We start from the raw sequence: 13,750 nt of genomic DNA, 5'->3' as shown, positions 1-13,750 counted from the left end.
TTCGAGGCGCGTCGGCCTGTCGGGAACCGAGGACGGTCCACGAACTCCGCACAACGAAGTCTGTCGGTACCTTCCTGCATCATCTGTCCCCATGAACATACTCACGGCGTTCGGCCTGCTCGTGGCCCTCGGCATCGGTGCGGTCGTGGGCTGGTTGCTGCACGCCTCGCGGATGGGAGACAGAGCTGTGCGGGCCGAGGCGCAACTGGCTGCGCTGCGCGAGCACGAAGGCATGCTTCGGCAGTCGCTGAGCGCGGTCAACGAGGATTCCGCTCGGCGACACTCCACCGTGATCGGGCAACAGGTCTCGCACCTGGTCGAGCCGTTGCACGACGCCGTCGATGCGCTGTCCGAGCACGTCCGGCAAGTCGAACACAATCGAATCAGGGCCTACGCAGGATTGTCCGAGCAGGTCACCGGCATGCACCGCGCGTCGATGCATCTGTCCACCCAAACCAGCCAGTTGGTGACGGCGCTGCGTGCCCCGCAGATCAGAGGACGGTGGGGAGAGATTCAGCTCGAGCGGGTCGTCGAGCTCGCGGGCATGCTCAAGCACTGCGATTTCGACACTCAGGTCAGCAAGGACGGCATCAGACCGGACATGATCGTCCGTCTCGCCGGCGGTCGTCAGATCGTCGTCGACGCCAAGGTGCCGTTCGCGGCCTACCTCGATGCTGCTCAGGACGATGCCCCGGGCGCTCGCGAGAAGAACCTGCGACGTCACGCCAAACAGCTGCGGACCCACATCGATCAGTTGGCCGACAAGGCGTACTGGGAGGCGTTCGAGCCGACTCCGGAATTCGTCGTGCTGTTCGTTCCCGGCGACCCGTTTCTGGATGCAGCACTGACGTCCGATACCGGCCTGCTCGAGTACGCCTTCGGAAGGAACGTGATCCTGGCCACCCCCACCACCCTGGTCGCGCTGTTGCGCACGGTGGCATACACCTGGAAGCAGGAATCGCTGGCCGAGGACGCGGCGCGCATCCAGCAGTTGGGGCGCGAGTTGTACACCCGCATCGGCGTCGTGTCGACGCACTTGGACAAGCTCGGGGCCAATCTGGGCAAGGCCGTTGACTCCTTCAACTCCACCGTCGGATCGGTGGACTCCAGGGTGAGCGTGACGGCGAGAAAACTACACGAACTCGAGCTGTTCGACGCCGAGCCGGTGACGATCGGCCGGGTGGACGGGCGCCCCACACTGTCCGATTCGTCCCGCTACCGGCACGACTTCGGTCATGTCGACGATGCAGTCGGCTGAACTACGGCTAACCTCGAGGGGTGTCTACCTCCCAACGTGCCCGATCCGGGGTACCGCTGGATCACCGATCCATCCTCGCGACTCTGCCCGGTGTGCCCGCGTGGGGTGCCGTCGCGATCGCCGCAGGCCTGACTTTCCTCGGGTTTCTCATCGATGCCGCCCGCGGCACCGAGCTGACCGGCGCGTTCGCGTTCTTCTACATCCTCGGCTGCATCGCTGCCGTGGTGCTCGTTCGTTACCGCGGACTGTTCACCGCGATGGTGCAAGCTCCGCTGATCCTGTTCGTCGCCGTACCGCTGTCGTACCAGTACTTCACCGACAACGCGGGAACCAGCCTCAAGGACATCATTCTCAACGTCGCGATTCCGCTGGTCAATCGCTTTCCGTTGATGCTGCTCGGTACCGTTGTGGCCGTCGGACTCGGAGCACTGCGCATCGTGCTCAAGCGGCAGAACACACATGCCCCCGCCGTTCGGCGAAGCCAGAAGGCCGAGGGCACCGCTCGTCGGAGCTCGAAGTCCGAGAGTGCAGTACGCCGCACTCCGAAGACCGGTGACGACAAGCCCACCCGTGCGCAGCGACGGGCACAGGAAGAGCGTCCCGAACGCACCCGCAGACGGGCTACCCCGTCGGCCGATCGCAGCGCCGTCTCCGCGACCGAGGCCACCGACATCGTGTCCGAGCCGTACGTCGGCCGAAGAGCATCCGACTCCCGTTCCAATCCGACTCCGCGCACGTCACGGGTCGTGGATCCGAGCGCGAGCCCACGCCGCTCGTCCGGGGCGGTGCCAGCGCCGCAGAGCCGACACTCCGGAACCGACTCACCTCGGCAGGATCACGCCAGGTCGGAGCACCAGAAGCCCGATTACCAGCGTCCGCAGTACCCACAGGCTCAGCCTCAGGCCCGGCAATCACCGCGGCCGCAGTCGGGCGAGCCTCGGTACTCGACAGAACCTCGCCGCCAGCGGTCGGCCCAGGTGCAGCCTCCCCGTGAGGTCCCCGGCCCGTACGCCACCGGCTCCCGGCCCGTCGTGACTCCACAGACCACCTCGTCGAGCCAGACCAGCTCGTCGACCGACGCGAATCAGGCTCCCGGCAACCACTCGTTGCCCGGTGCCCATCGGGACGACATTCCGCCTCATCCGGTGCCGCAGGTTCGCTACCGCGACCGGCACACGGACTGAACGACTCCCGTGGGCGTCGGCGATCGGGTCGAAGACCTACCGAGCCGGACGAAGTTCGCGGGGAAGTGAGAACACCAGCGTCTCGTTTGCCGTGGTGACCGGCTGCACGTCGGCGTAGCCGTGCTCGGCGAACAGGTCGATGACGCCCTGCACCAGGATCTCCGGCACCGACGCACCCGAGGTGATGCCGATGGTCTCGACCCCGTCGAGCCAGGCCAGGTCGATCTCCTTGGCGTAGTCGACGAGGTAGCTGGCCCGCGCACCGGCGTTCAGCGCGACCTCGACCAGACGCACCGAATTCGACGAGTTCTTCGATCCGACGACGATCACCAGATCGCATTCCGGAGCCATCGCTTTCACCGCGACCTGACGGTTCTGGGTGGCGTAGCAGATGTCGTCGCTGGGCGGGTCCTGCAGCGTCGGGAATCGCTCGCGGAGCTTGGCGACCGTCATCATCGTCTCGTCGACGCTCAGAGTGGTCTGCGACAACCAGATCACCTTGTTCTCGTCGCGGACGGTGACGTTGTCGACCGACTCGGGGCCGTCCACCAGCTGGATGTGCTCGGGGGCCTCACCTGCGGTGCCCTCCACCTCCTCGTGACCTTCGTGACCGATCAGGAGAATGTCGTAGTCGTCGCGAGCGAACCGCTTCGCTTCCTGGTGCACCTTGGTCACCAACGGGCAGGTGGCGTCGATGGTGCGCAGGTTCCGCTCTGCCGCCGAGGTGTGCACGGCCGGGGACACGCCGTGCGCCGAGAACACGAGCAGGGAACCCTCGGGCACCTCGTCGGTCTCCTCGACGAACACCGCCCCGCGATCGGACAGCGTCTCGACGACGTGCCGGTTGTGCACGATCTCCTTGCGCACGTAGACCGGCGCACCGTGTTGTTCCAATGCTTTCTCGACGGTCTCGACCGCACGATCGACACCTGCGCAGTAGCCACGGGGCTCCGCGAGCAGCACTCGCTTACCCCCGGCGTACGCGGACTTACCCGCGCCGGCTGATTGTGCGATACCAAGATTCAGAGGAACGGCCGAAGACATACCTCCGAGGATACGTGTAGACGGGATCAGCGCTGCGTCTCCAGCCTGTCGGCTACCCAAAATTCACGACTTCGGGCAGTCTGGTGGGCATGACTCGAGTCCCCTTTGCAGCTCGCGTGGCCGCTGGCGTCGCCGTGACCGTGGTAGAAGAGGCTCGCAAGCTTCCCGGTTCCGCCCTGATGCTGCCGATGACGGTTGTCAGTGAAGCGCTGGCGCGCGGTATGCGGTTCCAGCAGCAGGTGACGGCGTTGGCCATCAAGGGAGATCTGATCATCGCGACCCTGCCGGTCGTCGGCACTCCGCGCGAGGAGCAGCCCGCGTGGGCCGAGTTCGACGAAGACGAGGACGACGCCTTCGAGACCTCCGTGATCACCGACGACGTCGACGTACCCGATGCGCCGGTGGCCGAGCCGGTCGCGGCCAACGGCCGCTTCGCGCTGTACTCGACGCCTCCGCTGGACGAGCCCGTCCAGGACACCTCGGCCAAGCGCGCTCCGTCCGTCGACAAGCCCGAGATCGTCGAGATGATCGACTTCGACACCCTCGCGCTGGCGCAGCTGCGGGCACGGTTGCGCACACTCTCGGTCGAGGACCTCGAGACGTTGCTGGACTACGAGAACGACACGCTCGCCCGCGCGCCGTTCCGGACGATGCTGGCCAACCGAATCACCACCGCCAAGGCCAAGTGAGCACTCCCCCAACCCAGTCCGGTCCCACTCAGCCGGGTTCCACTCAGGCTGCCGCGAGTTCCGCCGAACAGCCGTGGCCGGTGCGTACCGTCGCGATGAAGGTCGCCGGCTGGATCGACAAACTCGGCAGCATCTGGGTCGAGGGGCAACTCACCCAGATCAACGCCAGACCCGGCACCCGCACGGCTTTTCTGACGCTGCGTGATCCGTCGGCCGATATGTCGCTGTCGGTGACGTGTTCGCCTCAGCTACTCGACCGCTCGCCTGTTCCGCTGACCGAGGGCGCACGCGTCATTCTCTACGGCAAACTGTCGTTCTTCACCGGCCGCGGAACCATTTCGCTGCGCGCCACCGACATTCGCGCTGTGGGCGTCGGCGAACTCCTCGCCCGCATCGAACGTCTCCGAGCTCTGCTCGCCGCAGAGGGGTTGTTCGACCCACGCCTCAAGCGACCGTTGCCGTTTCTGCCCGGCACGATCGGACTCATCACCGCCAGGGCCAGCGCAGCCGAGAAGGACGTCCTCACCGTCGCCCAGAGGCGTTGGCCTGCGGTTCGATTCGAGGTCCGCAACACCCCGGTTCAAGGACCTCAGGCGGTCCCGGCAATTCTGGACGCGCTGAAAGACCTGAACGAGGACCCCGCTGTCGACGTCATCATCCTGGCCCGCGGCGGTGGCAGCGTCGAGGATTTGCTGCCGTTCTCGGACGAGGCTCTGTGCCGCGCCATCTCTCGGGCCACCACACCGATCGTCAGCGCGATCGGTCACGAGCCCGACAGTCCGCTCAGCGACCACGTCGCAGACCTGCGCGCCGCAACCCCCACCGATGCCGCCAAACTCGTGGTTCCCGACGCCGTCGCCGAGCAAGCGCTGGTGTCGGAGCTGAAGTCCAGAAGCGCTGCAGCTCTGCGTAACTGGGTCGAGCGCGAGGCACGTGGCCTCGATATGCTCCGGCACCGACCGGTATTGGCAGATCCACTCGCCTCACTCGAGCAGCGACGCGAGGAAATTCGACGCCTGACCGACGCGGCACGACGCGACGTGCAGCGCGAACTCACCACCCAGGACACGCTCGTCGAACATCTGCGGGCGCGGCTGTCGACGCTGGGACCGGCTGCCACACTTGCTCGGGGCTACGCCGTCGTGCAGCGGGTGGTGGCGGGCTCCGATCCCGAAGTGCTGCGTTCGGTGGACGACGCGCCGCCGGGTACACAGATCAGAGTGCGGGTGGCCGACGGTGCCGTCACCGCCGCAGTGATGGGCCGAGTGAAATGACGAAGGAGATTCGATGAGCGAGAACGAAGACAAGCCGGTTTCGGAACTGGGCTACGAGGAAGCCCGTGACGAACTGGTGGGCGTGGTGAGAATTCTCGAGCAGGGCGGGCTCGATCTCGATGCGTCGTTGGCTCTGTGGGAACGCGGCGAGCAACTGGCATCGCGCTGCGAGGAACAGCTTGCAGGCGCCCGCAAGCGGATCGAGACCGCGCTCGCGAGCACCGAGAAGGACGGCTAGGGAACGAGCGGTTCGGTGGCCTCGAGGATCGATGCGAGAGTGGTGAAGTCCTCGGTGGTTGCGGTGCCGCCCAGCAGTATTCGGACGTCACCGAAATCGGAGACCCAGTAATTTCGCGAACCTTCCTCGCCGTAGACCACCCAATCTCGACCCGACACGTTCTGTGCGCCCGACGCGTACGCAGTTTCACTTCCGGCCACGAACGGGACCAGCTGTTCCTCGGACGCCGAAGACTGGGTGAGTTGTAAGTATGCACCGGTACCGGTGATGTATCCGACAGTCGATACCGCTCCGCCGTTGTCGCCGGAGATGGTCGCGCGACTGCCCGAGTTGGGCGTCCAGCCCTCGGGAACACTCGGATTGCGCACCGGGAAGCCGATTTCGGATGCGTCGTACTGCAGCGCAGTGTTCACGTCGAAGTTGGGGATGGGCCCCTGCTTGGGGCCACCGGGGCTCAGCGAGCACTGGCTGGCCACACCCGCGATCAGCAAACAGGCAATGACCAGCGGAATGAGCGACCAGACCATGTCGCGGTTGTTGTTGAGAATCCGAGGTTTGCTGTTCGCCACTTCACCAGTATCCCCTCTGCGCGGCAGTGCTCGGTCGGCGCGTACCTCACAGTCGACCCGACCCCACCGCAGGCATCACAGAAGTGAGATAATCGCGCCTGGGTAACACCCCACCAACCAGGAGGCTACAAACCGATGACGGCCAGCACCGAGTCCACTCGCGCCATGGCGCCAGATCGCAACCTCGCACTCGAACTCGTACGCGTCACCGAGGCCGGTGCGCTCGCATCGGGCCGCTGGGTCGGTCGCGGCGACAAGGAAGGTGGCGACGGAGCAGCGGTCGATGCCATGCGTCAGTTGGTCGCCTCGGTCTCGATGCGCGGCGTCGTCGTCATCGGTGAGGGCGAGAAGGACGAAGCGCCGATGCTCTACAACGGCGAAGAGGTCGGCAACGGCAACGGTCCCGACGTCGACTTCGCCGTCGACCCCGTCGACGGAACGACGCTGATGGCCAAGGGCATGCCCAACGCCATCTCGGTCCTCGCCGTCGCCGAGCGTGGCGCGATGTTCGACCCGTCCGCCGTCTTCTACATGGAGAAGATCGCCGTCGGTCCCGATTACGCCGACGTCATCGACATCACCGCCCCCGTCGCCGAGAACATCGCTCGGATCGCCAAGATCAAGAAGGGATCTGCGTCCGACGTCACGGTGTGCATCCTCGATCGCCCGCGGCACGCCGAGCTGATCCAGCAGGTGCGCGACGCCGGGTCCCGCATCCGGTTGATCTCCGACGGTGACGTGGCCGGTGCGATCGCCGCTGCTCGTCCCGACTCGGGCACCGACATGCTCATCGGAATCGGCGGCACGCCCGAGGGCATCATCGCCGCCGCCGCGATGCGGTGCATGGACGGTGCCATCCTGGGGCGTCTGGCACCCACGGACGACGACGAGAAGCAGAAGGCCATCGACGCGGGCCACGACCTGGATCGTGTCCTCGACACCAAGGACCTCGTCTCGGGCGAGAACGTCTTCTTCACCGCCACCGGCGTCACCGACGGTGACCTGCTGCGCGGCGTTCGCTACGCAGGCGGCGGCGCGCACACCCAGTCCATCGTCATGCGATCCAAGTCCGGCACCGTGCGCATGATCGACGCCTACCACCGCCTCGAGAAGCTGCGCGAATACTCCTCGGTCGACTTCGACGCCGACGAATCCGGCCAAGCACCGTCCTTCTGATCACCGAAACCACGACTGGCAAAGTAAGGCTCATGACGCAGACAGACGAACAGCAGTTCCGGATCGAACACGACACCATGGGAGAGGTTCGCGTTCCCATCGACGCACTCTGGCGTGCCCAGACTCAGCGTGCGGTGGAGAACTTCCCCATCTCGGGACGTCCGCTCGAGCGCACCCAAATTCGCGCGATGGGTCTCCTCAAGGCAGCCTGCGCACAGGTCAACAAGGACCTGGGCCTGCTCGACGGTGCTTTGGCCGACGCGATCATCGCAGCGGCCACCGAGATTGCCGACGGCAAGCACGACGACCAGTTCCCGATCGACGTCTTCCAGACCGGCTCGGGCACCAGCTCCAACATGAACGCCAACGAGGTCATCGCGTCGATCGCCAAGGCGAACGGCGTCGAGGTGCACCCCAACGATCACGTGAACATGTCGCAGTCCTCCAACGACACGTTCCCGACGGCCACCCACGTCGCCGCGACCGAGGCAGCAGTCACCTCACTGGTGCCCGCGCTGAAGCACCTGCACGAGGCACTCGCCGCCAAGGCAGTCGAGTGGAAGACCGTCGTGAAGTCCGGCCGCACCCACCTCATGGATGCCGTACCGGTCACCCTCGGCCAGGAATTCGGCGGCTACGCCCGCCAGATCGAGGCAGGCATCGAGCGCGTCGAGGCCACCCTGCCCCGACTGGGTGAGCTCCCCATCGGCGGCACCGCCGTCGGCACCGGCCTCAACGCACCCGACGGCTTCGGCCCGAAAGTTGTTGCAGAACTGGTCAAGTCGACCGGCATCGATGCGCTCACCGCAGCCAAGGATTCGTTCGAGGCACAGGCTGCACGCGACGGACTCGTCGAGGCATCGGGCGCACTGCGCACCATCGCGGTGTCACTGACCAAGATTGCCAACGACATTCGCTGGATGGGATCGGGACCGCTCACCGGACTCGGCGAGCTGGCCCTCCCCGACCTGCAGCCCGGTAGCTCCATCATGCCTGGCAAGGTCAATCCCGTTCTGCCCGAGGCTGTTACGCAGGTCGCCGCACAGGTCATCGGAAACGACGCCGCAGTTGCCTTCGGCGGCGCATCGGGTGCATTCGAGCTCAACGTGTACATCCCGATGATGGCGCGCAACGTCCTCGAATCGTTCAAGCTGCTTGCCAACGTCTCGGTGCTCTTCGCCGACAAGTGCGTCGTCGGCTTGGTTGCGAACGTCGATCACCTCAAGACTCTCGCCGAGTCCTCGCCGTCCATCGTGACGCCACTGAACTCGGCAATCGGCTACGAGGAAGCTGCAGCGGTCGCCAAGCAGGCACTCAAGGAGAAGAAGACGATCCGTCAGACGGTCATCGACCGCGGACTGATCGGCGACAAGCTCAGCGAGGAAGAACTCGACAAGCGCCTCGACGTCCTCGCCATGGCGAAGGTCAAGGACTAGCTTCCCCGCTCGCCCCGCCGGACCCCTGAACGCGTGAATGCGCCCGCCCCCGGTGGGATCAATGTGGGTTTCAGTCACTCAGACTGCAACAAAGTCGCATTGATCCGCCGGGGGCGGGCGGTTTCCAAAGGGGTCGAACCTCAGGCCAGGTGCGCGAGTTCCTCGCGTGCCTTCAGGCCGTCCTCGCCCAGATCGGTGCGATCGAAGATCTTCCAGCCGGCGAGCAGGGGCTTGAAGACCTTCTCGCGTTCCTGATCGGCGTCGTAGATGCCGGCTTCGGCGAGTGCGACTGTGCTGTTCCCGCGCTCGGGCAGGTCGACGACGGGGATGGCGAACCCGTTCACGCGATCTGCGATTGCGCGCGCGGCCTGATCCGGCACCACGGCGAAGGCCTCATTCAGGATGTTGGCGTAGAACGTCGACTGCAGTGCATCGTCGTCGGCGATCTTGCCGAGGATGGTAGCCAGGACCGGATCCTTGCTGAGGGCAACCGTGTTGCGGTGACGCAGCGCGGCGGCAGCTTCCTCGATCGCGAAGTGGGCCAGGATATCGAGCAGATGATGGCTCGGCGCGTCGTAGCCGAGCGTCATGTGCTCCATCCGGACGCGCTCGAGCGCGACCGGATCGACGGCGCGGGTGAGTACCAGGAAGTTGCGCAGCACGATCGACTGGCGGTTCTCCTCCGACGTCCATCGGCCGGTCCACTTCCACCAGGCACCGAGGCCGGTGAGTGCATGGGCCAGTTCGCGGTGGTAGGCGGGCAGGTTGTCGGCCACCAGGACTGCGACCGTTGCGGCCAGGATTTCGACGTCGCTGAGGTGCGACTGCTCGGGCGTCCAGTCCTCGCCGCCGAGGAAGGCGAAGTTCTTGCCCTCGTCGAACGGTGCCAGGTCGTGGGGGTGCCACTCGCTCGCTACCTCGATGTGGCGTCGTAGATTCTCTTCGACCGCGGGCTCCAAACGGACCAGCAGATCACCGTCGGACAGGTTCGTAGACATGTGGTAACCGTAGCGCCTGGACTCCAGCGCCCGACGTCATGCCCCTGACCTCTGTGATTTCTCCTAACGCCAGGTGGACGCAGGTCTATTCTCAGTGCATCCAGCCATCGACGTGAGGACTTCTCGTGATGCGGTCGGGTCTAAATTTTCTGTGTCTTTGTGTTGCGTGCTCGATGATCGTGCTGGTCGGGTGCTCGAACGACGCACCCACCGCAGAAAGTCCACCGACCTCCGAGCCGGTGCCGACCGAGGATCTGTCCCCCGGCCAGGTCTCCGGCGTGGACGTTCCGGCCGGCCGCATCGACGAGGCCGTCGGCAAGCTCGATGGCATCGCCGATGAGCTGATGGCGTCGTCGAACATTCCGGGTATGGCCATTGCCGTCGTGCACGGTTCGGACGTCGTCTACTCCAAGGGCTTCGGCGTTCGCGAGATGGGCAAGGACGACCCGGTCGACGCCGACTCGGTGTTCCAGCTGGCCTCGCTGTCCAAGTCGGTGGGTGCGACGGTGGTCGCGTCGCAGGTGGGCGCGGGCGTGATCGACTGGTCGACGCCGGTTGTCTCGCAACTGCCGTGGTTTGCGCTCGACGACCCGTGGGTGACTCAGAACGTCACGGTCGGTGACTTCTACGCGCATCGAAGCGGTCTGCCCGAGCACGAGGGCGATCTGCTCGAGGACCTCGGCTACGACCGCAGGCAAATCCTGGAGCGGTTGCGCGAGGTGCCGCTCGACCCGTTCCGGTCCACTTACCACTACACCAATTTCGGGATCACCGCCGCAGCCGAAGCCGTCGCTGCGGCGTCGGGCAAGGACTGGGACACCCTCAGCCGGGACACCATCTACGGCCCGCTCGGCATGACCTCGACCAGCTCGTCGTTCGCGGACTACATCGCCAGGGCCGACCGAGCCGTGCCTCATGTCCTCGTCGACGGCGAGTATCAGGCCAGGTACCAACGCGAACCCGATCCGCAGACGCCGGCCGGTGGCGTCAGCTCCTCCGTGAACGACCTCGCGAAGTGGCTGAAGATGCTCATCGCCGACGGCACCTACGACGGGGCGAAGATCGTCGATCCCGACGCTCTACTTCCTGCCGTCAGCGCTCAGATCGTCTCGAGCCCATCCGCATCACCGGATTCGCGCGCGGGCTATTACGGGTACGGATTCAACGTCTCCACCAGTGCGGCCGGACGCACGACGGTGAGCCATTCGGGAGCCTTCGCGCTGGGGGCGGGCACCAACTTCCTGTGGATACCGTCGCTCGATGTCGCCATCGTTGTCCTGACCAACGCCGCGCCTCTCGGCATCGCCGAAACCGTGACCGCCGAGTTCGCGGACCTCGTCCAGTTCGGTGAGGTGCGTGAAGACTGGCGAACACTGTACAAGAATGCCTTCGCCGGAATGAGTGAGCCGGAAGGCGAGCTCGCAGGTAAGACCGCACCCACGAATGCCGCTGTACCACAGCCTCTCTCGTCGTACACCGGCGTTTACCAGAACACGTACTGGGGGCCGGCGACGGTGACGGAGGTCAACGGTAAGTTGGTGTTGTCCCTCGGACCGAACTCGACTTCGTACGAGTTGTCGCCCTGGGACGGTGACACGTTCACGTTCGAGCCGACCGGTGAGAATGCGCCCGACGGAACCATTTCCCAGGCGACGTTCAACGCGAACACGGTCACACTGGAGTTCTTCGACGGCGATGGATTGGGGCGATTCACCAAGTGACCGACACACAGCAGGCAACCGAGATCGTGGAAGATATGTTCGACGCGTTGAGGGTTCGCGACACCGATCGCGCACTGGCACTTCTCGACGACCGCATCGTGTGGCACAACGTCGGGCTTCCGAAGGTGCGCGGCACCTCGAACGTCGGCAGGTTTTTGGCGTTGCTGGCCAAGCCGACGTTCGGCTTCGACGTCACCATGCACAACATCGCGGCCGATGGAAACGTCGTCCTCACCGAACGCACCGACGCCCTGATCTGGCGTCGGCTTCGAATCGAGTTCTGGGTGTGCGGAACTTTCGAGTTGCGCGACGGCAAGGTGGCCGTGTGGCGAGACTACTTCGACACCGTCGATTTTCTGAAAGGTGTTGCACGAGGCGCATTTCGCGCATTGACCGGCCGGTGACCAGGTGAACGGAACTTCGTAGTGGGCTACGAAGTTCCGTTCACTTAGGGTCAAGCTCCTGAGGGACCGAACTCCTCCAGCATTTCCGTCACCAGTGCGGCGATCGGTGAACGCTCACTGCGGGTGAGGGTGATGTGCGCGAAAAGCGGGTGTCCCTTGAGCTTTTCGATGACGGCAGCAACGCCGTCGTGTCGCCCGACGCGCAGGTTGTCTCGTTGCGCGACGTCGTGGGTCAGTACGACGCGTGAGCCCGAACCCAGTCGCGACAGTACCGTCAGTAGCACGTTGCGCTCGAGGGACTGCGCCTCGTCGACGATGACGAAGGAATCGTGCAGCGACCGACCGCGAATGTGCGTCAGTGGCAACACTTCCAGCATTCCGCGGGCGATGACCTCCTCCATGACCTCCGGGCTCGCGAGGCCTTCGAGGGTGTCGAAGACCGCCTGGCCCCACGGCCCCATCTTCTCGCTCTCACTGCCGGGGAGGTAGCCGAGCTCCTGGCCACCGACGGCGTAAAGAGGCCGGAACACAACAACTTTCCGATGAGAGCGACGTTCGAGGACGGCCTCGAGTCCGGCCGTCAGCGCCAGAGCAGACTTGCCGGTGCCGGCCTTTCCACCGAGCGAGACGATACCGATGCTCTCGTCGAGCAGAAGATCCAGCGCCACTCGCTGTTCCGCCGAGCGGCCGTGCAGGCCGAATGCCTCACGCTCACCGCGCACGAGCTGAATCTGCTTGTCGGGCGTGACGCGCCCGAGCGCACTCTGCCGTCCGGCAAGCAGTCGAACCCCGGTGTGGCACGGTAGGTCTCGCGCCTCTGCGAGGTCGATGACACCGTCGTTGAACAGTGTGTCGACCGCGTCGGACGGCACGTCGAGCTCGGTCATGCCGGTCCAACCGGACGGCACGACGTCGTGAGCGTGGTACTCGTCGGCGGGAAGACCGACGGCACCGGCCTTGACGCGCAACGGAATGTCCTTGCTGACGAGCACGACGTCCTTGCCCTCAGCCGCCAGATTCAGGGCGCAGGCGAGGATTCGGGAGTCGTTGGAGTCGGTACGAAATCCGACGGGAAGCACCGAAGGATCGGTGTGATTGAGCTCGACTTGCAGTGTGCCACCGGATGTTCCGATGGGAACCGGCTGGTCGAGTCGGCCGAATTCGACGCGAAGGTCGTCGAGCATGCGCAAGGATTCCCGCGCGAACCATCCCAGTTCGTGATGGTGGCGTTTGCCCTCCAACTCGCTGATCACGATCAACGGAAGTACCACATTGTGCTCGGCGAACCGGATGACTGCCCATGGATCCGAGAGCAGGACCGAGGTATCGAGCACGAATGTCCGAAGAGGGGCGGAAACGGAGCGTGAAGTGGTCACGTGGGGCTCCTACGTCTGCGCGGCACCGCGCAAACTCTGTCGCTCGGCCGGTCGGGTCCAATGTGTCAGGTGACACGAGGACCGGGTACCGGCCCTCTCGCGCTCACTAGCTCAGTCACGTATCAGAACCTCCCGCACAGGTAGCTTCCCCGCTGCCTGTTACTGCCGACGGTACCGCCGAACTCGAGGTTCGGCTCGCTGGAAGTCTGGCGTGTCGGTGAACAACGCGTTACGTCGACATCGCCCCAGGTCGGCATTCGATCGGCGTCGAAAGTGCCTCCCCCGGGTGGATCAATGCGGCTTTGTTGCACTCAGATTGACTGAAAGCCACATTGATCCGACCGGATGTGACAGCGGACCGGGGGCGGTCGAGGGGTGGGCGT

At 65.0% G+C, this 13,750-nt stretch carries 13 protein-coding genes; 9 read left to right on the top strand and 4 right to left on the bottom strand.

The window, feature by feature from the left end; translation table 11 throughout:
• The first annotated feature begins 91 nt into the window (after positions 1–91).
• Positions 92–1,258: a DNA recombination protein RmuC gene (locus BH93_RS07870; RefSeq protein WP_037171639.1), complete on the top strand. Its 1,167-nt coding sequence runs from the start codon at positions 92–94 to the stop codon at positions 1,256–1,258.
• A gap of 20 nt (positions 1,259–1,278) precedes the next feature.
• On the top strand, positions 1,279–2,442 hold the full coding sequence (locus tag BH93_RS07865; protein ID WP_197914569.1) for a DUF6542 domain-containing protein: 1,164 nt from the start codon (positions 1,279–1,281) through the stop codon (positions 2,440–2,442).
• 36 nt (positions 2,443–2,478) lie between these two features.
• Here BH93_RS07865 and BH93_RS07860 read toward each other — a convergent pair whose 3' ends face one another.
• Positions 2,479–3,486 (bottom strand): 4-hydroxy-3-methylbut-2-enyl diphosphate reductase, encoded by a 1,008-nt coding sequence (locus BH93_RS07860; protein WP_032402967.1) that lies wholly within the window; start codon positions 3,484–3,486, stop codon positions 2,479–2,481.
• 89 nt (positions 3,487–3,575) lie between these two features.
• On the opposite strand from BH93_RS07860, the gene BH93_RS07855 reads away from it, so the two are divergent.
• The 3 genes from BH93_RS07855 (at position 3,576) to BH93_RS07845 (ending at position 5,687) form a co-directional block, all read left to right on the top strand.
• The gene (locus BH93_RS07855; RefSeq protein WP_037171640.1) at positions 3,576–4,175 is read left to right on the top strand and encodes a lipid droplet-associated protein; all 600 of its coding nucleotides are present in this window, start codon (positions 3,576–3,578) and stop codon (positions 4,173–4,175) included.
• Positions 4,176–4,270: 95 nt separating this feature from the next.
• Positions 4,271–5,449, top strand: coding sequence for an exodeoxyribonuclease VII large subunit (gene xseA / locus BH93_RS07850; protein ID WP_230592466.1), 1,179 nt, complete (start codon positions 4,271–4,273; stop codon positions 5,447–5,449).
• Positions 5,450–5,462: 13 nt separating this feature from the next.
• The gene (locus BH93_RS07845) at positions 5,463–5,687 is read left to right on the top strand and encodes an exodeoxyribonuclease VII small subunit (protein ID WP_032380531.1); all 225 of its coding nucleotides are present in this window, start codon (positions 5,463–5,465) and stop codon (positions 5,685–5,687) included.
• Here BH93_RS07845 and BH93_RS07840 read toward each other — a convergent pair.
• On the bottom strand, positions 5,684–6,256 hold the full coding sequence (locus tag BH93_RS07840; RefSeq protein WP_032402964.1) for a DUF4245 domain-containing protein: 573 nt from the start codon (positions 6,254–6,256) through the stop codon (positions 5,684–5,686). The genes BH93_RS07845 and BH93_RS07840 overlap by 4 nt on opposite strands.
• 135 nt (positions 6,257–6,391) lie before the next feature.
• On the opposite strand from BH93_RS07840, the gene glpX reads away from it, so the two are divergent.
• Both glpX and BH93_RS07830 read left to right on the top strand, forming a co-directional pair.
• Complete coding sequence (gene glpX / locus BH93_RS07835; RefSeq protein WP_032380529.1) at positions 6,392–7,432, top strand: class II fructose-bisphosphatase; 1,041 nt, start codon at positions 6,392–6,394, stop codon at positions 7,430–7,432.
• A gap of 32 nt (positions 7,433–7,464) precedes the next feature.
• Entirely contained in the window at positions 7,465–8,868 is a 1,404-nt protein-coding gene (locus BH93_RS07830) for a class II fumarate hydratase (protein ID WP_037171642.1), read from the top strand.
• A gap of 140 nt (positions 8,869–9,008) precedes the next feature.
• On the opposite strand, the gene BH93_RS07825 is transcribed toward BH93_RS07830, so the two are convergent.
• Entirely contained in the window at positions 9,009–9,866 is an 858-nt protein-coding gene (locus BH93_RS07825; protein ID WP_037153528.1) for an acyl-ACP desaturase, read from the bottom strand.
• Between the two features lie 173 nt (positions 9,867–10,039).
• On the opposite strand from BH93_RS07825, the gene BH93_RS07820 reads away from it, so the two are divergent.
• The gene (locus BH93_RS07820; protein WP_242459151.1) at positions 10,040–11,587 is read left to right on the top strand and encodes a serine hydrolase; all 1,548 of its coding nucleotides are present in this window, start codon (positions 10,040–10,042) and stop codon (positions 11,585–11,587) included.
• Between the two features lie 35 nt (positions 11,588–11,622).
• Positions 11,623–11,991 (top strand): limonene-1,2-epoxide hydrolase family protein, encoded by a 369-nt coding sequence (locus BH93_RS07815; RefSeq protein ID WP_242459220.1) that lies wholly within the window; start codon positions 11,623–11,625, stop codon positions 11,989–11,991.
• A gap of 50 nt (positions 11,992–12,041) precedes the next feature.
• On the opposite strand, the gene BH93_RS07810 is transcribed toward BH93_RS07815, so the two are convergent.
• Positions 12,042–13,367 carry a PhoH family protein gene (locus BH93_RS07810; protein WP_170945933.1) on the bottom strand — a complete coding sequence of 442 codons (1,326 nt, stop codon included), beginning with the start codon at positions 13,365–13,367 and terminating at the stop codon, positions 12,042–12,044.
• Positions 13,368–13,750 lie beyond the last annotated feature (383 nt).

The sequence above is a fragment of the Rhodococcoides fascians A25f genome, assembly GCF_000760935.2.
Classification (GTDB): Bacteria; Actinomycetota; Actinomycetes; order Mycobacteriales; family Mycobacteriaceae; genus Rhodococcoides.
This window is presented reverse-complemented; position numbering and strand designations above follow the sequence as displayed.